Source organism: Thermomonas sp. XSG, from assembly GCF_014678725.1.
GTDB lineage: Bacteria > Pseudomonadota > Gammaproteobacteria > Xanthomonadales > Xanthomonadaceae > Thermomonas.
On sequence record NZ_CP061497.1, the window covers coordinates 1,004,927 to 1,022,958 of the forward strand.

An 18,032-nucleotide genomic window follows, 5' to 3' on the forward strand; every position below is an offset into this window, starting at 1 on the left:
GCTAGGCTTTGCTTCCCCCCTCCCCGCGCCCACGCCGATGTCGTCGTTCAACCCCCGCAACAGGATCGCCACCCGCACCCGCCTCACCGAGGTCCGCTACGAAATCCGGGGCGAACTGGCGCGGCGAGCGCGGGAGCTGGAAGGGCAAGGCCGCAGGCTGATCAAGCTCAACATCGGCAACCCCGGCGCGTTCGGGTTCCGTGCCCCGGAACACCTGCAGGATGCCATCGCCGGCGGCATCGCCCGCACCGACCCCTACACCCACCAGCAGGGCCTGCCGGAAGCGCGCGAGGCGATCGCCGCCTTCCACAAGGCACGCGGCACGCCCAACGCGTCGCCGGAGCGGGTGTTCGTCGGCAACGGCGTGTCGGAACTGATCGACATCTCCCTGCGCGCGCTGCTCAATCCCGGCGAGGAAGTGCTGGTGCCCTCGCCGGACTACCCGCTATGGAGCGCCGCGACTATCCTCAACGACGGCCGCCCGGTCTACTACAAGTGCGATCGCGAGAACGGCTTCCTGCCCGATCCCGAGCAGATCGAATCGCTGGTGTCCTCGCGCACCCGGGCGATCGTGCTGATCAACCCCAACAACCCCACCGGCGCCAACTATCCGCGTGCGCTGCTGGAGCGCATCGTCGAGATCGCCCAGCGCTACCGGCTGCTGCTGCTGGTGGACGAGATCTACGACGGCATCCTCTACGACGACGCGGTGTTCCAGCCGGTCGCACCGCTGGCCGGCGACCTGCCGTGCATGAGCTTCGGCGGGCTGTCGAAGGTGCATCGCGCCTGCGGCTGGCGGGTGGGCTGGGCGGTGCTGAGCGGCGACCCGCTGGCCTGCGGCGATTTCCACCACGCGCTGGACCTGCTGGGCGCGCTGCGCCTGTGCGCCAACGTGCCGGGCCAGTTCGCGATCGAACAGGCCCTGCACGGCACCGACACCATCGGCGAGCTGGTGCGCCCCGGCGGCCGCCTGTACGAAACCCGCCGCGCGCTGATCGACAGCTGCACCGCCAGCCAGCACCTGTCGCTGGTGCCGCCGGCCGGCGCGCTGTATGGCTTCCCGCGCGTGGTCGGTGACGCCGCGCGGGGCTTCGACGACCACGACTTCGCGCTGGAGATGCTGGAACAGGAGGACGTGCTGATCGTCCCCGGCACCAGCTTCAACGTGCCCTACCGCGACCACTTCCGCGTCACCCTGCTGCCGGAGGCACCGGTGCTGCGCGAGGTGTTCGCCCGCATCGACCGCGTGCTGACCCGCCGCGCGGAGCGCGCGCAGCGGCAGAGCGCGGTGGCGTAGGCACGACGCATGGTCCGCTACCTCGCCCTCGGTGACTCCTACACGATCGGCGAAGGCGTCGAGGACGCGGGCCGCTGGCCGGCGCAGCTGGCGGCGCGACTGCGCGACGCGGGGATCACGATCGACGAGCCACGGATCATCGCCACCACCGGCTGGACCACCGACGAACTGGCGGCGGCGATGGACGCGGCCGAACCGCTGGGCGACTGGGACTTCGTCTCGCTGCTGATCGGCGTCAACAACCAGTACCGCGGCCGCAGCGTGGACGAGTATGTCGGCGAGTTCCATCGCCTGCTGCGGCGGGCGATCACGCTGGCCGGCGGCCGCGCGCAGCGCGTGCTGGTGCTGTCGATCCCCGACTGGGGGGTGACCCCGTTCGCGCACGCCAGCGGTCGCGACCGCCGGGCCATCGCGGACGACCTGGATGCCTACAACGCCGCCGCACGCGAGCTGTGCCTGGCCGAAGGCGTGGCCTTCGTGGACATCACCGCGATTTCCCGCACAGGTGAAGCCGCCGGGATGCTGGCGGAAGATGGCCTGCACCCCTCGGCGGCGCAGTACGCGCGCTGGGCCGAGGCAGCGCTGCCGGTCGCGCTCGGCCTGCTGTCCGGCGGCGCTACAGCATCCGCCGGCTGATCAGCCCGTCGCGCCGCACCCACTGGTGCCAGAGCGCCGCCGCCGCGTGCAACGCGACCAGCGCGGACAGCAACCACACGCAGGCGAAGTGGACGTACCAGGCGATCGCCCGCCAGGTTTCGTCGTCGGCGGGCGGCACGAACAGCCTCGGCACCCGCAACACGCCCAGCACGTCGAGCGGCGCCTCCATCCAGACCCAGATCACGTAGCCGCTGATCGGCAGCAGGAATAGCAGCAGATACAGCCCGGCGTGGACGATGTACGCCGCCCGGCGACGCCAGCGCGGTTCTCCGCCATCGGCCCGCGGCATGCGCCGCATCAGCCGGCACGCAACCCGCAGCAACATCAGCACCAGCAACACCAGGCCGAGCTGGAAGTGGATGCGCAGCAGGCGCATCCCAGCGTCGCCGTCGATGGCTTCCGCCCCCCAGCCCAGCGCAAGCTGCACCGCCACGCCCATCGCGACCGCCCAGTGCAGGCGCCGGAGGCAGGTGGGATGGCGTTCGCCGCTCATGGCGCCCGGCATTCGCGGTGGCCGGGCACGCCCAGCCCGAGCACGATGTCGCGCTCGACCTGCCAGCGCCCATCGACCATCACTGGCCGCAGGAAGCCGTTTCCGCCGGTGCCGTGCGCCTCGCGCTGTTCTTCTGCGGACAGCTTGGGGTCGTCGAGGAACATCAGGTCGTCGATGTAGTAGGTGAAGCAGCCGGGTTCGAGCACGTGCATATGCACGTGTTCGGCCATCTCTTCGTCGGGGTAGCTGCCCGGCCGGATGGTGTCGATGGCGTATCGGCCCTGCGCGTCGCTGCGCACCCAGCCGCGCAGGCGTCCATGACGCATGGCCTCACGACCGAGCCGCTGCGCCGGGCTCGGATAGATGCCTGTGCGATCGGTCTGGTAGGCGTAGACCACCACGCCGGCGCGGGTGCGGCCGGAGCCGTCCAGTACCCGTCCGGAAATGCGCATCGGCACGCCGGGTTCGCCGGGAGGCGCAAGCCGGATGCTGGACGGAATCTCCGCCGGCATGCCGTCGAACACGGCTTCGCAGCCCTCGCAGGGATTGCCGATCACCGGCACCGGGCGATTGATCGCCGTCGTGGCGGCATGATCGCTGGCCGGCGCGTCGCAGGCGGCGAGCAGGACAAGTGCGAACGCCAGGGTGGCGCGGGGAAGTGCGGGCATCGTTGTGGTCTCCTCGGGGGTGTCGTGTTAGGACGACCGCACCGCGACAACCGTTAACGGCGCTCGGGAACCGCCGTGCGTGCGCCAGTGAATGCCGCATCGTCTCCCGCCGGCAGCGCATCCAGCCATTGCAGCCACCAGCGCTTGGCGCGCGGATAGGGCAACGCGTTCCACCACGGATCCAGCGCGCCCGGCGCGCCGCGCAGCACCGCTTCGCGCGACGGCGCGGGCGCGCTTGCGAGGAACGCGCGCAAGCGATCGTACAGCGGGCCACCCGCCAGCCGCGGGTGCCGCTGCAGCAGCGACAGCAGGCTGATGGCATCCTCTGGCCGCGCCTGCGCCAGCAACCGCTGGAGACGCGCATCGTCGGCCGGCAACAAGCCGCGTCGCGCGTCGAACTCCGCAAGCGCCGCCACGAAACCGTCGCTTGCGCCAAGATCGTGCGGTGTTCCAGCCGCGCCGTCCGCGCGCAGGCGCACCGTGGCGCCCTGCGGCACCAGGGCTTCGCCGCCGCCGTTGCCGACCAGCACCCAGCCGCTGCGCACGGTCAGCGCGCCCGCGCCCGTGGCGTCGCTTTCCAGCGTGAACTCGCAACCCATGTCCAGCGCCTCGGTGCGCGGCAGGCGCACGCCGAAGTAGCCCGGCGGCGCCCACACCCGCGCCCACAGCCGGCCCTGCAGCAGTCGCACGCGATGCCGGCCGGAGCCGGTCTGCTCCAGCCGCAACCGCGAATCGGCAGCCAGCCGCAGCTCGCCGATCCGCGCGATCCGCAGGCGTGCGATGCCATCGTCGCCGGTGGCGATTTCGCCGCCGGCCGGCAAGCGTTCGCCGGCCCGCAGCGGCGCGCCCGCCATCCGCACCTGCCCGCGCAGGGCCGCCACGTCCCAGCCCCGATGCTCGGGCCAGGCCAGGCGATGCTGCAGCAGGATCGCGGCCGCCAGCGCGCACGCGGCGAGCGTCGCGGCCAGCCCCCAGGCGATGCGGAAATGGCGCGAGCGGCGGCGATGACGCGTCGGCGCCGGTGCAGACATGGGCGCGATCAGAGTCGCCTCCGGCCATTGCCCGCGCGGATGCGCATACGGCGCCAGCAGCCGCTCCAGGCGGAGAAGGTCGTCCTCGCCCAGCCCGGCCTTCGACCACAGGTAATCGTCATGGGGATTCATGGACACGCCTCCCGTCCGGTTCAGCCAGCGCCTGCCGCAGCAGCGCCATGCCGCGATGCAGGTTGACCCGCACGCTGCCGGGGGTCAGCCCGGTCAGCTCGGCAATCTCCGGGCCGCTCAGCCCTTCCGCCAGCCGCAGCAGCAGCGGCTCGCGGTACGCCTCCGGCAGCCCGCGGATCGCGTGCAGCGCGCGCTCCGCATCCACCCGATCCTCGTGGCTAGCGTGGACGGCGGTCGCCTCGATCTCCATGCCCGTCGCCGGTGCGAACCGACGCCGTTCGTCCAGGCCAGCGCGGCGCGCCATGCTGGCGATCCAGCCGGGAAAGGCCGCGTCCTCGCGCAGGTCGGCCAGCCGGCGGAACGCGGTCTCGAACACGCGCTGGGCCAGGTCCTCGGCGTCGGCGTGCGCCGCGTAGCCCAGCAGGATGCCGTGCACCACCGGCGCGAAGCGGCGGTACAGGCGATCGAGCGCGCCGCCGTCTCCACGGCGCGCGGCTGCGACCAGCGCGGCGGTTGCCTCGTTCTCGACCAAGCGGTTTCGTTCCGGATACCCCATACCGACGCGGCGATGGCGCCGGGCGTTAACAGGACGATACCCGCGACGCGCGGCGATGCCCGCACCCGCTCTGCCGGCTTGACCGGCGTCATCGGGGCAGCAACCGGCTCCGGCGTAGAATTGGCGGGGTCTCCCCCTTGCTGGAAGCTCCGCCATGTCCCTCGACCCCGCCCTGCGCGCCCGCATCGAATCCGTGCTGGCCGCCAACCCCGTCGTGCTGTTCCTGAAGGGCACGCCGGATGCGCCGCAGTGCGGCTTCTCGGCCAAGACCGCCGCGGCGATGGACGCCACCGGCGCGGACTATGCCCACGTCAACGTGCTGGCCGACCCGGAAATCCGCGAAGGCATCAAGGCCTATGGCGACTGGCCCACCATCCCGCAGCTGTACATCCGCGGCGAGCTGGTCGGCGGCTGCGACATCGTCACCCAGATGGCCGCCAGCGGCGAACTGCACGCCGCGCTGGGCCTGCCCGCGCCCGACCGCACTCCGCCGTCGATCACCATCACACCGGCCGCCGCGGAGATGCTGAAGCAGGCGCTGGCCAACGCCGGCGAGGGCTATGCGCTGCAGGTCGAAGTGGACAAGGGCTACAACGCGCGGCTGCAGCTGGCGCCGGTGGACGATGGCGCCATCGCCAGCGAATCCGCCGGCATCCGTGCCCAGTTCGACCTGGTCAGCGCGCAGCGCGCGCGCGGGATGACCATCGACTGGGCCGACGACGCCCGTGGCAAGGGTCTGGTGATCGACAACCCCAACGCGCCGCCGAAGGTGAAGGCGCTGACCCCGGCGCAGGTGCGCGAGCGCGTGCAGGCCGGCACCCTGGTGCTGGTGGACGTGCGCCCGGCGGACGAGCGCGCGCTGGCGGAGGCGCCGGTCGCCTATCGCCACTTCGACGATGGTGTGGAGGAAATCGAGGCGCTGCCGAAGGACACCGCGCTGGCCTTCCTGTGCCAGGCCGGCGCGCGCAGCGCGCAGGCGGCGGAGCACTTCCGCGCGCTGGGCTTCAAGGAGCTCTACAACGTGGCCGGCGGCATCGTGGCCTGGGCCGACCTGGACCCGGCGGTGCCGCGCTACTGACGGTCGGCGGGACGCCGCTCCCCCTCCTTCGTGGGAGCGCACCGCAGGGGCGCGAACGCTCTTCGTCGGATCATCCAAAGAGCATCGCGCCCCTACGGCGCGCTCCTACGGATTACCGCTGTAGCGACGAAGAAACTCAGAACCCGCCGCCGGCATCCAGCCAGGCCTGCTCGGCGGGCATGTTGACTCGGCCCAGTGTGGCATTGCGATGCGGGAAGCGGCCGAACTGCGCAATCACGTCGCGGTGCGCCAGCGCGTAGCCCAGCAGATTGGAATTCCCCAGCGCGGTGAACAACTCCACCGCGCGCTGCTGGTCGGCCATCGCTTCGGAATGCTCGAACGGCAGGTAGAAGAAGAACCGCAGCGCTGGCTCGATCTGCGCATCGAAACCGGTCTCGATGGCGCGCGTGGCGAAGTGCAGCGCCAGCGGATCGGTGGCGAAGGCGTGGCCGCTGCCGCGGAAGATGTTGCGCGGGATCTGGTCCAGCAGCAGCACCAGCGCCAGCGCGCAGTCGGCCGTTTCCATCCAGCCATCGTGCTCGCGGCGGGCGGCGGCGAAATGCACGTCCTGCCAGCGCGCGCGGCATTCCTCGTCGAAGGCGACCCCGCCACCGAACCATTTGTCCATGCCCGCGTCGCGCCAGAAGGCGAGCAGCTCCTTCGATACGGTCATTCGCAGCCCTCCATGGCGCAACAATAACGGCTTCGGGAACCCCTAGCCCGGCCATCCGTGGCCGCGCGTTCACCAAGGCTGCGCGGCGGCGCCGTGCAAAGCACGCCCTGGCTCACTCGTCGAACCGCAGGTGCCGCACCGACTTGCCGTTGCGACGGATCAGCTTCAGCGACTCGATGCCGACCCGGATGTGGTTCTGCACATACTCGGCAGACACGCGGGCATCGCTGGCCTCGGTCTTCACGCCTTCCGGGATCATCGGCTGGTCCGACACCAGCAGCAGCGCGCCGCAGGGGATGCGGTTGGCGAAACCGGCGGCGAAGATGGTCGCGGTCTCCATGTCGATGGCCATGCAGCGCATCGCCCGCAGCCGGTCCTTGAACTCGTCGTCGTGCTCCCAGACCCGGCGGTTGGTGGTGAACACGGTGCCGGTCCAGTAGTCCAGCTCCATGTCGCGGATGCTGGTGGAGATCACCCGCTGCAGGGCGAACGCGGGCAGCGCCGGCACCTGCGGCGGCAGGTAGTCGTCGCTGGTGCCTTCGCCGCGGATCGCGGCGATCGGCAGCACCAGGTCGCCCAGCTGGTTCTTCTTCTTCAGCCCGCCGCACTTGCCCAGGAACAGCACCGCCTTCGGGCAGATGGCCGACAGCAGGTCCATGACCGTGGCGGCGTTCGGGCTGCCCATGCCGAAATTGATCAGGGTGATGCCGTCGGCGGTGGCGCTGGGCATCGGCCGGTCGACGCCGACCACCGGCGCGCCGGTCATTTCCGAGAAGTGCGACAGATAGCCGCCGAAATTGGTCAGCAGGATGTGCTGCCCGAAGCTCTCCAGCGGCACCCCGGTGTAGCGCGGCAGCCAGTTGTCGACGATTTCCTGTTTGCTCTTCATCGCGGTCCTTTTCCGTTTCCCGGATTCTAAGCCCGGCCCCATGACCTCGGTCATGTGGCGGCCCGGGCGCGATGACGCTAGGGTGCGTGCATCGTTTTTCCGCACCAGGGGAACCACCGCATGAAACCGTTGACCGCCGCCGTGCTGGCGGCGCTGCTGGCCGGCTGCGCCAGTGCGCCGCAGAAGCCGGCATCGCCCGCCAAGCCCTACGACTTCGCCGCCGACCCGTATCCCAGTACCTACCAGCGGATCGCCTCGCCGCCGGTGCTGCTGCAGGGCGCTACGGTGCTCATCGGCAACGGCCAGCGACTGGACAATGCGGACGTGCTGATGCGCGACGGCAAAATCGTCGCGGTCGGCAACGGACTTGAAACCACTGCCGACGCACTTCGCGTCGATGCCAGCGGCAAGTGGATCACGCCCGGCATCATCGACATCCATTCGCACCTGGGCGTGTACGCCAGCCCGGGCGCCAGCGCGCACAGCGACGGCAACGAGGCCACCGCGCCGGTGACCGCGCAGGTCTGGGCCGAACACTCGGTCTGGCCGCAGGATCCGGGGTTCCACGCCGCGCTGGCCGGCGGCGTGACCGCGCTGCAGATCCTGCCCGGCAGCGCCAACCTGATCGGCGGCCGCGGCGTCACCCTGAAGAACGTCTCCGCCACCACCTACCAGGGCATGAAGTTCCCCGGCGCGCCCTGGGGCCTGAAGATGGCCTGCGGCGAGAACCCCAAGCGCGTCTACGGCCAGCGCGGCGGCCCGTCCACCCGCATGGGCAACGTGGCCGGCTACCGCGCGGCGTTCGCCGATGCCGCCGACTACATGAAGAAGCGCAAGGCCGGCGGCAAGGACGCGGAGGCCAAGCGCGACCTGAAGCTGGACACCCTGGCCGGCGCCATCAACGGCGACATCCGGGTCAACATCCACTGCTACCGCGCCGACGAGATGGCGATCATGCTCGACCTCGCCAAGGAATTCGGCTTCAAGATCGCCGCCTTCCACCACGGCGTGGAGGCCTACAAGATCGCCGACCGGCTGGCCGCGGAAGGCGTCTGCGGCGCGCTGTGGGCGGACTGGTGGGGCTTCAAGATGGAAAGCTTCGACGGCATCCAGGAGAACATCGCGCTGGTCGACCGCGTGCCCGGCGGCTGCGCGATCGTGCATTCCGATTCCGCCGAAGGCATCCAGCGGCTCAACCAGGAGGCGGCCAAGGTGATCGCCAACGCCGGCCGCGTGGGCATCCGCATCAGCCCCGAACACGCGATCCAGTGGCTCACCCGCAACCCCGCCAAGGCGATGGGCATCGACGACCAGACCGGCACCCTGGAGTCCGGCAAGATGGCCGACGTGGTGGTGTGGAACGGCAATCCGTTCAGCAGCTTCGCGCAGGCCGAGCAGGTCTACGTGGACGGCGCGCGGCTGTACGACCGCCGCGATCCGGCGCGGCAGCCGACCTCGGACTTCCTGCTCGGGCAGGAGATCGTGTCGGGAGGTGTGCGATGAATGCCCGCATCATCAAGCGCCTCGCGCTGGCGTCGGCGCTGTTCGCCGCCTGCGGCCTGGCGCAGGCCCAGGACCTGCTGATCCGCAACGCCACCGTGCATACCGCCAGCGCGCGCGGCACCCTGCGCAACACCGACGTGCTGGTGAAGCAGGGCCGCATCGCCGCCATCGGCAGTGGCCTCGTCGCCGGCAACGCGCCGGTGGTGGATGCCCAAGGCCAGTCGCTGACGCCGGCGCTGTTCGGCGGCATCACCGACATCGGCGTGGAGGAGGTGTCCGGCGAATCAGGTACCGTCGACGCCACCCTGGCCCTGGGCGCCAACGCCGCCGACATGCAGGTGCGGCCTGAGTTCGACGTCACCCTGGCCTACAACCCGGAATCGGTGCTGGTGCCGGTGGCGCGGGTGGAAGGCATCGGCTGGACGCTGCTGGCGGCCGGCACTCGCCCCGGCGGCTCGCTGATCGGCGGCCAAGGCGGCCTGGTGCGGCTGGACGGCAGCCTCGACGCGGTCGGTCCGCGCGCGCTGTTCGTCACCCTCGGCAGCGCCGGTGCCAACCTAAGCGGCAGCTCGCGCGCGGCGCAGTGGATGCTGCTCGACCAGCTGATCGACGAGGCGCGCGGCCGCATCCCGGCCGACTCGCAGTTCGCCCTGCTCACCCCCGCCGGCCGCACTACCCTGGCGAAATACCTGGGCGGTGGCGGTCCGGTGCTGGCGCGGGTGCAGCGCGCGGCCGACATCGTCCGGCTGCTGCGCTGGGCCAGGCAGCGCGGCGTGCGGGTGGCGCTGGTGGGGGCGGCGGAAGGCTGGAAGGTGGCGCCGCAGATCGCCGCGGCCGGCGTGCCGGTGTTCGTCGACGTGCTGGCCAACCTGCCCGGCGACTTCGATGAAATCGGCGCGACCCTGGACAACGCCGCGCGCCTGCACGCGGCCGGGGTCAAAGTCTCTTTCTTCCAGGGCGGTGACGCTTCGCACAATGCACGCAAGCTGCGCCAGCTGGCCGGCAACGCGGTGGCCAACGGCCTGCCGTGGGAAGCGGGCCTGGCGGGCCTGACCTCGGTGCCGGCAGCAGCGCTGGGCGCAGGTGCGGACATCGGCGCGACCATCGCCGTCGGCCAGCGCGCCGACCTGGTGCTGTGGAGCGGCGACCCGCTGGACGTGGCCAGCGTCGCCCGGCAGCTTTGGCTGGACGGCCGCGCGATCCCGATGCGCAGCCGCCAGACGGAGTTGCGCGACCGTTACCTGCGCGCCGCGGGCACGCCCGAAGAAGGCCAGCTGCCGCGCGCCTATCCGGCCGACGCACGCTGACGCAGACTGGTCGCCGCGCCCGGGGCCACCGGGCGCGGATGCCACGAGGGAGAGATGACCATGGCGATGTTCGAAGGCATCAACTGGCTGGCCGTCCTGGCTGCGGCGCTGTCCGCCTTCCTGCTGGGCGGCCTCTGGTACGGCCCGCTGTTCCGGCGCGCCTGGTGCCGGGAAAACGGCATCGACCCGGATGCACCGCCCAGCGGGCATCCGGCGAGAGTGTTCGGGACCGCCTTTGTCGCGGCACTGGTCGCAGCGGCGGCGTTCGCCGTCCTGCTGCGGCCGGAGCCGCCGCTGCCGGTCGCCCTGCACGCAGGGTTCGTGGCCGGGCTGGCCTATGTCGCGATGGGCTTCGCCATCAACTACGCATTTGCCGGCCGCAGCTTGCGGCTGTGGCTGATCGACGGCGGCTACCACACGCTGCAGTTCACCCCGTACGGGCTGATCCTCGGCGCCTGGCACTGAATCCATCCAGCGCGCCGGCGCCCGCAGGCGGATGAACGGCGCCGCTCTCGGCGCGCGTCGTTGCCGCCCCGCCACATGCAAGCGCGTCCGACTTGCGGTACGGTCTTCGACAACTGAACGGGGGGCTGGAGGACAACATGCGCATCGGAATCATCGCGGATTCGGCCTGCGACCTGCCAACCGACTTCATCGAGCGCGAGAACATCACCATCCTGCCGGTAACCGTGCAGATCGGACAGGCGGTGCTGGCCGACGTGCGCAACGAGGAAGCGACGATGAACTTCCTCAGCGGCGAAACCGCCGCGCGGGCGTTCGAGGCGGAGACCACGCCATTCACCGTGCAGCAGGTGCACGACCTGTTCCTGGGCAAGCTGGTGCACGACTACGACTACGTGTTCTGCATCACCACCACCCGTACCCGCAGCGGCATCCACGACAACGCGCAGCAGGCCAGCTTCACCATCCTCAACGAATACAAGGCGGTGCGGGCCGCCTCCGGCAACAACACCCCGTTCTCGCTGCGGGTCATCGACAGCCAGAACGTGTTCGCCGGGGTCGGCGTGCCGGTGATCGAGGCGGTGCGCATGCGCGCCGCCGGCGAGTCGCCGCCGCGGATCCGCGCGCACCTGGAGTTCATCGCCAGCAAGACCCACGCCTACATGGTGGCCCCGGACCTGAACTACCTGCGCAACCGCATCAAGAAGCGTGGCGACAAGAGCGTCAGCTTCCTCAGCGCGACGCTGGGCACGGCACTGGACATCAAGCCGATCCTGCACTGCAACCAGGGCGAAACCGGCCCGGTGGCGAAGGTGAAGGGTTTTGCCGCGGCCAGCCGCAAGCTGTTCGATTTCACCGCCGAACGCGTGGCCTCCGGTCTGCTGACCCCCACCGTGAACCTCTGCTACGGCGGTGCGCTGGAGGAGATGCGCGCGCTGCCGGGCTACCAGCACCTGCGCGACGTGTGCAAGGACCGCGGCGTCGAGGTGTTCGAGAGCTTCATGGGCCTGTCAGGCCTCGTCAACGTCGGCCGCGGCGCGCTGGTAGTGGCGTTCGCGGCGCCGCCGCACCGCTTCGGCTGAGCAGTGACGGCGCCTCCACGGCCAGGCCACTAGCCTCTGGACTCATCTTTCCGGGATCGACCATGACCACTCGCTACTACATCCGCCTGCCCAATCCCGACGAGGCACGAGGCAACGACCCTGAACTGAGCTTCCGTTCGCGCGGCGCGGAAGGATTCGCCGAGGAGTTGCAGCAGGCACTGCGCGATGACGCCCTGTTCTTGCGCTGGCAGGCCAGGCAGGAAGAGCCTGACGATGTCGATCCGGCGCTGGCCGCCACCGACCCGGCCGCCCGCGTCACTGGCCAGCAGGACGACCTGCACATCGACCTGATCGTGGATACCCGCCTGTCCTCGGCGCTGCTGCGCCAGCGAATGGCGCTGCTGGCCGGCAGTCACTGGCAGCTGCGCGACGTCACCGCGGTCTGAGTTTTCCCACCGCATGATCCCGGCGCTGCTGTCATGGAGCGGCGGCAAGGACGCCGCATGGGCCCTGCACGCCCTGCGCAGGCACGGCGAAGTCGAGGTGGTCGGCTTGCTCACCACCCTCACCGAAGGCTTCGATCGTGTGTCGATGCAGGGCATCCGCCGCGACGTCCTGCACGCGCAGGCCCGCGCCGCCGGACTACCACTGATCGAAGCATGGATCCCGCAGGCCGCCGACAACGCGACCTACGTCACCAGCTTCACCGACGCACTGGCACGGGCGCAGGGGCAATGGCCGGGACTCGCCCATATCGCCTATGGCGACCTGCTGCTCGCCGACATCCGCAGCTGGCGGGAAGCGCTGTGCACGCGGCTGGGCTGGACGCCGCTGTTCCCGCTGTTCGACAGCGACACCGCACGGCTGGCGCGGGAGATGATCGAAGGCGGCCTGCGCGCGCACCTGTGCTGCGTGGATACCACCCAGCTCGATGCCGCATTCGCCGGCCGCGCCTTCGATGCCGCGCTGCTGGCCGAACTGCCGCCGGGTGTCGACCGCTGCGGCGAACACGGTGAATTCCACACCTGCGTGTCCGCCGGGCCGATGTTCGCCGCGCCGCTGGCGCTGCAGGCTGGCGACACCGTGCTGCGCGACGGACGCTTCGCCTATACCGACTTCAGGCTGGCCTGACTGGAGGCGCCCCGCAGCGTCGCGGACGATGCTATGCCTTCAACGCCGTGGCGTGATGGGCGATGTGCTCACCGATGAAGCTGGCGATGAAGTAATAGCTGTGGTCATACCCCGGCTGCATGCGCAGATACACCGGGTACCCGGCCGCATCGGCGGCGTCCTTCAGCCGCCACGGCTGCAGCTGGGCATCGAGGAACTCGTCGGCCTGGCCCTGGTCGACCAGCACCGGCAGCTTTTCCGCTGCCGTCCGGATCAGCTGGCTGGCGTCGTACTGCGCCCATGCCGCATGGTCCTCGCCAAGATAGGCGGCGAACGCCTTCTGCCCCCACGGCACTTGCGAGGGCGCAACGATCGGCGAGAACGCCGACACGCTGCGATAGCGCCCGGGATTGCGCAGTGCCACCACCAGCGCACCATGGCCGCCCATCGAATGCCCGCTGATCGCACGCGCGTCCGTCACCGGAAAATGCGCTTCCACCAATGCCGGCAGCTCGTCCGCCACGTAGTCGAACATGCGGTAATGCGCTGCCCACGGCGCCTGCGTGGCGTTGACGTAGAAGCCGGCGCCCTTGCCGAGGTCGTAGCCCTCGGCATCGGCCACGCCGTCGCCGCGCGGGCTGGTATCGGGGCAGACGATCGCGATGCCGTGCTCCGCCGCGTAGCGCTGCGCGCCGGCCTTGGTGATGAAGTTCTGTTCGCTGCAGGTCAGGCCCGACAGCCAGTACAGCACCGGCACCGGTCCGTCCTGCGCCTGCGGCGGCAGGTAGATCGCGAATGTCATGTCGCAGCCCAGCACCGCCGAGCGGTGCCGGTACACGTCCTGCCAGCCGCCGAAGCAGGCGCGGTGTTCGATGCGTTCCATCAGGCCATCCCCCTTTAGAAGCGCACCACCGAGCGGATCGACTTGCCTTCGTGCATCAGCTCGAAGGCTTCGTTGATCCCCTCCAGCCCCATGGTGTGGGTCACGAACGGCGCAAGCTGGATCTCGCCGGCCATCGCCTCCTCCACCATGCCCGGCAGCTGGCTGCGGCCCTTCACGCCACCAAAGGCGGTGCCCATCCACTTGCGGCCGGTCACCAGCTGGAACGGGCGGGTGGAGATCTCCTGCCCCGCACCGGCCACCCCGATGATCACGCTCTGGCCCCAGCCGCGGTGCGCGCATTCCAGCGCCGCGCGCATCACGTTGACGTTGCCGATGCACTCGAAGCTGTGGTCCACGCCCCAGCCGGTCATCTCCACGATCACCTGCTGGATGGGTTTATCGAAATCCTTCGGGTTCACGCAGTCGGTGGCACCCATATCGCGGGCCATGTCGAACTTCGAGGGATTGGTGTCGATGGCGATGATCCGCCCCGCCTTCGCCCGCCTTGCCCCCTGGATCACCGCCAGCCCGATGCCGCCCAAGCCGAACACCGCGACCGAATCGCCTTCGGCCACCTTCGCCGTGTTCTTCACCGCGCCAAGGCCGGTGGTGACGCCGCAGCCCAGCAGGCAGGCCTGCTCGTGGTTGGCCTCGGGGTTGATCTTCGCCAGCGAGACTTCGGCCACCACGGTGTACTCGCTGAAGGTGCTGCAGCCCATGTAGTGGTACAGCGGCTGGCCGTTGTAGGAGAAGCGGGTGGTGCCATCCGGCATCACGCCCTTGCCCTGGGTGGCGCGCACCGAGGTGCACAGATTGGTCTTGCCGCTCTTGCAGAACAGGCATTCGCCGCATTCGGCGGTGTACAGCGGGATCACGTGGTCGCCCGGCTGCACGCTGGTCACGCCCTCGCCCACTTCGACCACCACGCCCGCGCCCTCGTGGCCCAGCACGCAGGGGAACAGGCCTTCCGGGTCATCGCCGGACAGGGTGAACGCATCGGTGTGGCAGACGCCGGTGTGGGTGATCTTCACCAGCACCTCGCCGGCCCTGGGCGGGGCAACGTCGATCTCGACGATCTGCAGCGGCTGGCCAGCGGCGAAGGCAACGGCGGCGCGGGATTTCATGGCATGGCTCCGGTGGGTCTACTTGAGATAGGAACGCACCAGCGCGATCACCTGGTCGATGCTCTGCTGGTGCTGCTTGCGGATTTTCGGGTCGCTGGCGAGCTGAATGAATTCCCCGCGCAGATGGCTGTCCAGGATCTCTGCCATCAGCCCGTTCACCGCACCGCGCAGCGCGGCCAGCTGCTGCAGGATCGGCGCGCAGTCGGCGCCGGCCTCCACCGCGCGCTCCAGCGCATCCACCTGGCCGCGGATGCGGCGCAGGCGGGTGGTGGCGCGCTTCTTGTCTTCCGGGGAATGCGGCACGGCGGCACCCATCGATACTGCAGGGGAGTATAGGCGAAGCCGGCCCGGCACACACCCCGCGATGCCCGCAACGCCCCCTAACCGGTGTTCTGGATGCCCGCGGCGATGCCGTTGACGGTGGACACCAGCGTGCGCAGCAGGGCTTCGTCCTCGCGCCCGCCTTCGCGCCATCGCCGCAGCAGGTCCACCTGCAGCAGGCTGATCGGATCGACGTAGGGATTGCGCAGCCGGATCGACAGGCGCAGCCGGTAATCGTCGGCCAGCAGCGCGTCGCGCTGCTTGATCGCGAGGATCGCCTCGCGGGTGCGATCGAACTCCCCTGCGATGGGCGGGAAGAACACCGGATGCAGCCCGCCGGCCAGCGCGGAATAGCGTTCGAAGATGTCGATGTCGGACTTCGCCATCGCCATTTCCACGTCGTCGATCATCGCGGCGAAGAACGGCCAGTCGCGGGCCATGGCCGCCATCGCGTCCAGTCCGTGCACATCAATGCCGTGGCGCAGGGCGGTTCCGATGCCGTACCAACCGGTCAGGCCGGAACGGCTCTGCGCCCACGAAAACACCCACGGGATCGCGCGCAGGTTGGCGATGCCGCCATCGCGGCGGCGCGAGGGCCGCGAACTGATGTGCAGGCGCTCGATCACGTCCACCGGCGTGGCCGCACGGAAGTAGGCCGGGAAGTCCGGATGCTCGTGCACAAGCGCGCGGTAGTGCGCGCGCGAGACCTGTGCAAGCTCGGTGGCAAGCGCGCGCCAGCGGTCCTCGCGCGGCTCGGGTGGGCGCGGCCGCAGCGATGCGCGCAGCACCGCGCCGGTCATCTGCTCGAGGTTTCGCAACGCCAGCGCGCGGATACCGTACTTGCGGTGGATCACTTCGCCCTGCTCGGTGACGCGCATGCGCCCGGCCACGCTGCCGCGCGGCGCCGCCATGATCGCCCGTTCGGTCTTGCCGCCGCCGCGGCTGACAGAACCGCCGCGGCCATGGAAGAACACCAGCTGCAGGCCGGCCGAGCGCGCCACTTCCAGCAGCTCGACCTGCGCGCGCTGCAGCGCCCAGCGTGATGCCAGCAGCCCGCCATCCTTGGCGCTGTCGCTGTAGCCCAGCATCACCACCTGCCGCCCGCCGCGCGCGGCCAGGTGGCGGCGGTACAGCGGGTCGGCGAACAGCGCCCGCATCGTCGCCGGCGCCGCCGCCAGGTCGTCCACCGTCTCGAACAGCGGCGCCACGTCCAGCGGCACTTCGGCATCGACGACGCAGCCGGCGATGCGCGCCAGCGCCAGCACGGCCAGCGCATCGGCGGCATTGCGCGCCATGCTGATGATGTACGGCCCGAAGGCATGTTCGCCCAGCGCCGCGCGCAGTTCGCGCACGGTGCGGAACACCTCCAGCGTCGCCGTGGCGTCGGCTGCGCCCGCGTCGGCCGGTGCAGCGCCCGAGATCAGCGCATGCAAGCGCTCGATCCGCGCCGGCAGCGGGCGCGCGGCCCACTCGGCATCCGCTTCCAGCGCGGCCAGCGCCTGCTCGTGCACGGCGGAATCCTGGCGCAGGTCCAGCGCGGCCATGTGGAAGCCGAAGGTGCGCGCACGCCAGAGGATGCGCCGCAACGCGAAGCGGCCGGCATGGTCGCCGCGGTGCCGGGCCAGGCTTGCATCGATCAGCACCAGGTCGTCGATGAAGGCCGCTGCATCGGCATAGCCACCCGTCGCGCCTTCGCCGGTGGCCTGCAGGCGCGCGCGCATCGCCCACAGCAACTGCCGGTAGGGCATGTCGGCCAACCGTGGCCGGTTGCGCACCATGCCCTCCGGCAGCAGCGCCCGGTGTGCGGCGGCACGCGCCTCGATTTCCGCGTCGATGCCGGCATTGCCATGGCTCTGGGTGAGGATGTCGCCCAGCGCGCGCAGGTCGGCCAGGTAGCAGTCCAGCGCCAGCGCGCGCTGCGCGGCCAGCGCGTCGCGCACGCTGGCCGCGCCGACGTTGGGATTGCCGTCCATGTCGCCGCCCACCCAGCTGCCGAAGCGCAGCAGCGGCGGCAGCGCGATGCGTTCGCCGTAGGCGGCTTCCACCGCCTCGGAAAATGTCTCGTAGAACACCGGCAGCACGCGATACAGGACGCTGCCAAGGTAGAAGCCGACATGCTCGACCTCGTCGGCCACGCTGGGACGCTGCAGCGGCGCTTCGTTGGTCTGCCAGGCGGTGGTCAACGACTGGCGGATGCGGGCGTCGTCGGCGCGCCGCTCCGGCTGCGTGCGGGTGCGGTCGACATCGGCGATCAGCCGTTCGACCACGGTCTTTTCCTTCAGCAGCAGCGCGCGCCGCACCGCCTCGGTGGGATGCGCGGTGAACACTGGCTCCACGCACAGCCCGGCCAGCTGCGCCTGCAGTTCGGCCAGCGTCACGCCTTCGTCGCGCAGGCCGCGCAGCACCGCTTCCAGTCCACCCGGCTGCGGCGCCTCGCCCAACCGCTGGTAGTCGCGGCGCCGGCGGATGCGATGCACGCGCTCGGCCACGTTGGTGGCGCTGAAATAGGCCGCGAACGCGCGCACCAACGGCTCCGCCTGCGCCAACGGCACCTGCGCCAGCCGCTGCGCCAGCGCGTCCACGGGCTCGCCCTGCTCGCGCCGGGCAATCGCGATCCGCCGCAGCGTCTCGACCTGTTCCAGGAACACCGGCGCCACCTGCTCGGCCAGCATGTCGCCGACCATCGCGCCAAGGCGGCGCACATCGTCGCGCAGGGGGGTATCGGTGTCGGCGAATTCGAGCTGCTCGCGCAGCGGCGTGTCGGCGGACGTCATGGCCGCAGGCTAGCGCGATTCTTGCTGCATC

General features: G+C 70.4%; 19 protein-coding genes. 9 read left to right on the forward strand and 10 right to left on the reverse strand.

Going from position 1 to position 18,032, the window contains the following annotated elements:
* Positions 1 to 37: 37 nt before the first annotated feature.
* Positions 38 to 1,297 carry an aminotransferase class I/II-fold pyridoxal phosphate-dependent enzyme gene (locus ICG51_RS04765; RefSeq protein WP_190281878.1) on the forward strand — a complete coding sequence of 420 codons (1,260 nt, stop codon included), beginning with the start codon at positions 38 to 40 and terminating at the stop codon, positions 1,295 to 1,297.
* A gap of 9 nt (positions 1,298 to 1,306) precedes the next feature.
* A complete protein-coding gene (locus ICG51_RS04770) occupies positions 1,307 to 1,933 on the forward strand; it encodes an SGNH/GDSL hydrolase family protein (protein ID WP_190281879.1) in 627 nt (208 codons plus the stop codon).
* On the opposite strand, the gene ICG51_RS04775 is transcribed toward ICG51_RS04770, so the two are convergent.
* The 4 genes from ICG51_RS04775 to ICG51_RS04790 are packed head-to-tail and all read right to left on the reverse strand — an operon-like array spanning position 1,914 to position 4,810.
* A complete protein-coding gene (locus tag ICG51_RS04775; protein WP_190281880.1) occupies positions 1,914 to 2,447 on the reverse strand; it encodes a cytochrome b/b6 domain-containing protein in 534 nt (177 codons plus the stop codon). The two genes, ICG51_RS04770 and ICG51_RS04775, sit on opposite strands and share 20 nt — an antisense overlap.
* Complete coding sequence (locus tag ICG51_RS04780; RefSeq protein WP_190281881.1) at positions 2,444 to 3,115, reverse strand: hypothetical protein; 672 nt, start codon at positions 3,113 to 3,115, stop codon at positions 2,444 to 2,446. Before ICG51_RS04780 ends, ICG51_RS04775 begins: the two co-directional genes overlap by 4 nt.
* 53 nt (positions 3,116 to 3,168) lie before the next feature.
* Entirely contained in the window at positions 3,169 to 4,278 is a 1,110-nt protein-coding gene (locus ICG51_RS04785) for a FecR domain-containing protein (RefSeq protein ID WP_190281882.1), read from the reverse strand.
* Positions 4,265 to 4,810 carry a sigma-70 family RNA polymerase sigma factor gene (locus ICG51_RS04790; protein WP_190281883.1) on the reverse strand — a complete coding sequence of 182 codons (546 nt, stop codon included), beginning with the start codon at positions 4,808 to 4,810 and terminating at the stop codon, positions 4,265 to 4,267. Before ICG51_RS04790 ends, ICG51_RS04785 begins: the two co-directional genes overlap by 14 nt.
* 178 nt (positions 4,811 to 4,988) lie before the next feature.
* Between ICG51_RS04790 and grxD the strand changes: the two genes are divergently transcribed.
* Complete coding sequence (gene grxD, locus ICG51_RS04795; protein ID WP_190281884.1) at positions 4,989 to 5,912, forward strand: Grx4 family monothiol glutaredoxin; 924 nt, start codon at positions 4,989 to 4,991, stop codon at positions 5,910 to 5,912.
* Between the two features lie 136 nt (positions 5,913 to 6,048).
* Here the strand turns inward: grxD and ICG51_RS04800 are convergent, their stop codons facing one another.
* Positions 6,049 to 6,585: a DUF924 family protein gene (locus tag ICG51_RS04800; RefSeq protein WP_190281885.1), complete on the reverse strand. Its 537-nt coding sequence runs from the start codon at positions 6,583 to 6,585 to the stop codon at positions 6,049 to 6,051.
* Between the two features lie 112 nt (positions 6,586 to 6,697).
* Positions 6,698 to 7,474, reverse strand: coding sequence for an AMP nucleosidase (locus ICG51_RS04805; protein ID WP_190281886.1), 777 nt, complete (start codon positions 7,472 to 7,474; stop codon positions 6,698 to 6,700).
* A 120-nt stretch (positions 7,475 to 7,594) separates the two neighbouring features.
* Here ICG51_RS04805 and ICG51_RS04810 point away from each other — a divergent pair, with 120 nt between their 5' ends.
* The 6 genes from ICG51_RS04810 to ICG51_RS04835 all read left to right on the forward strand — a co-directional run bounded on the left by ICG51_RS04810 (position 7,595) and on the right by ICG51_RS04835 (position 12,920).
* Positions 7,595 to 8,977, forward strand: a complete 1,383-nt coding sequence (locus ICG51_RS04810; RefSeq protein WP_190281887.1) for an amidohydrolase — start codon at positions 7,595 to 7,597, stop codon at positions 8,975 to 8,977.
* On the forward strand, positions 8,974 to 10,284 hold the full coding sequence (locus tag ICG51_RS04815) for an amidohydrolase family protein (RefSeq protein WP_190281888.1): 1,311 nt from the start codon (positions 8,974 to 8,976) through the stop codon (positions 10,282 to 10,284). The genes ICG51_RS04810 and ICG51_RS04815 overlap by 4 nt, the downstream gene beginning before the upstream one ends.
* A gap of 54 nt (positions 10,285 to 10,338) precedes the next feature.
* A complete protein-coding gene (locus ICG51_RS04820) occupies positions 10,339 to 10,749 on the forward strand; it encodes a DUF1761 domain-containing protein (RefSeq protein WP_190281889.1) in 411 nt (136 codons plus the stop codon).
* Positions 10,750 to 10,886: 137 nt separating this feature from the next.
* A complete protein-coding gene (locus tag ICG51_RS04825; protein WP_190281890.1) occupies positions 10,887 to 11,828 on the forward strand; it encodes a DegV family protein in 942 nt (313 codons plus the stop codon).
* 62 nt (positions 11,829 to 11,890) lie between these two features.
* Positions 11,891 to 12,235 (forward strand): hypothetical protein, encoded by a 345-nt coding sequence (locus tag ICG51_RS04830; RefSeq protein ID WP_190281891.1) that lies wholly within the window; start codon positions 11,891 to 11,893, stop codon positions 12,233 to 12,235.
* A 13-nt stretch (positions 12,236 to 12,248) separates the two neighbouring features.
* Positions 12,249 to 12,920: an adenine nucleotide alpha hydrolase gene (locus ICG51_RS04835; protein ID WP_190281892.1), complete on the forward strand. Its 672-nt coding sequence runs from the start codon at positions 12,249 to 12,251 to the stop codon at positions 12,918 to 12,920.
* A gap of 31 nt (positions 12,921 to 12,951) precedes the next feature.
* Here the strand turns inward: ICG51_RS04835 and fghA are convergent, their stop codons facing one another.
* From fghA to ppc, 4 genes are all read right to left on the reverse strand, one after another.
* Positions 12,952 to 13,782 carry an S-formylglutathione hydrolase gene (fghA, locus tag ICG51_RS04840; protein WP_190281893.1) on the reverse strand — a complete coding sequence of 277 codons (831 nt, stop codon included), beginning with the start codon at positions 13,780 to 13,782 and terminating at the stop codon, positions 12,952 to 12,954.
* A 14-nt stretch (positions 13,783 to 13,796) separates the two neighbouring features.
* Positions 13,797 to 14,906, reverse strand: a complete 1,110-nt coding sequence (locus tag ICG51_RS04845) for an S-(hydroxymethyl)glutathione dehydrogenase/class III alcohol dehydrogenase (protein ID WP_190281894.1) — start codon at positions 14,904 to 14,906, stop codon at positions 13,797 to 13,799.
* Between the two features lie 18 nt (positions 14,907 to 14,924).
* Positions 14,925 to 15,209: a formaldehyde-responsive transcriptional repressor FrmR gene (gene frmR, locus ICG51_RS04850; RefSeq protein ID WP_190281895.1), complete on the reverse strand. Its 285-nt coding sequence runs from the start codon at positions 15,207 to 15,209 to the stop codon at positions 14,925 to 14,927.
* Between the two features lie 77 nt (positions 15,210 to 15,286).
* Positions 15,287 to 18,001: a phosphoenolpyruvate carboxylase gene (gene ppc / locus ICG51_RS04855; protein ID WP_190281896.1), complete on the reverse strand. Its 2,715-nt coding sequence runs from the start codon at positions 17,999 to 18,001 to the stop codon at positions 15,287 to 15,289.
* Positions 18,002 to 18,032 lie beyond the last annotated feature (31 nt).

Coding starts and splice junctions, on each gene's coding strand:
- ICG51_RS04765 (WP_190281878.1), top strand. CDS start 38: ATGTCGTCGTTCAACCCCCGCAACAGGATCGCCACCCGCACCCGCCTC.
- ICG51_RS04770 (WP_190281879.1), top strand. CDS start 1,307: ATGGTCCGCTACCTCGCCCTCGGTGACTCCTACACGATCGGCGAAGGC.
- ICG51_RS04775 (WP_190281880.1), bottom strand. CDS start 2,447: ATGAGCGGCGAACGCCATCCCACCTGCCTCCGGCGCCTGCACTGGGCG.
- ICG51_RS04780 (WP_190281881.1), bottom strand. CDS start 3,115: ATGCCCGCACTTCCCCGCGCCACCCTGGCGTTCGCACTTGTCCTGCTC.
- ICG51_RS04785 (WP_190281882.1), bottom strand. CDS start 4,278: ATGAATCCCCATGACGATTACCTGTGGTCGAAGGCCGGGCTGGGCGAG.
- grxD (WP_190281884.1), top strand. CDS start 4,989: ATGTCCCTCGACCCCGCCCTGCGCGCCCGCATCGAATCCGTGCTGGCC.
- ICG51_RS04800 (WP_190281885.1), bottom strand. CDS start 6,585: ATGACCGTATCGAAGGAGCTGCTCGCCTTCTGGCGCGACGCGGGCATG.
- ICG51_RS04805 (WP_190281886.1), bottom strand. CDS start 7,474: ATGAAGAGCAAACAGGAAATCGTCGACAACTGGCTGCCGCGCTACACC.
- ICG51_RS04810 (WP_190281887.1), top strand. CDS start 7,595: ATGAAACCGTTGACCGCCGCCGTGCTGGCGGCGCTGCTGGCCGGCTGC.
- ICG51_RS04815 (WP_190281888.1), top strand. CDS start 8,974: ATGAATGCCCGCATCATCAAGCGCCTCGCGCTGGCGTCGGCGCTGTTC.
- ICG51_RS04820 (WP_190281889.1), top strand. CDS start 10,339: ATGACCATGGCGATGTTCGAAGGCATCAACTGGCTGGCCGTCCTGGCT.
- ICG51_RS04825 (WP_190281890.1), top strand. CDS start 10,887: ATGCGCATCGGAATCATCGCGGATTCGGCCTGCGACCTGCCAACCGAC.
- ICG51_RS04830 (WP_190281891.1), top strand. CDS start 11,891: ATGACCACTCGCTACTACATCCGCCTGCCCAATCCCGACGAGGCACGA.
- ICG51_RS04835 (WP_190281892.1), top strand. CDS start 12,249: ATGATCCCGGCGCTGCTGTCATGGAGCGGCGGCAAGGACGCCGCATGG.
- fghA (WP_190281893.1), bottom strand. CDS start 13,782: ATGGAACGCATCGAACACCGCGCCTGCTTCGGCGGCTGGCAGGACGTG.
- ICG51_RS04845 (WP_190281894.1), bottom strand. CDS start 14,906: ATGAAATCCCGCGCCGCCGTTGCCTTCGCCGCTGGCCAGCCGCTGCAG.
- ppc (WP_190281896.1), bottom strand. CDS start 18,001: ATGACGTCCGCCGACACGCCGCTGCGCGAGCAGCTCGAATTCGCCGAC.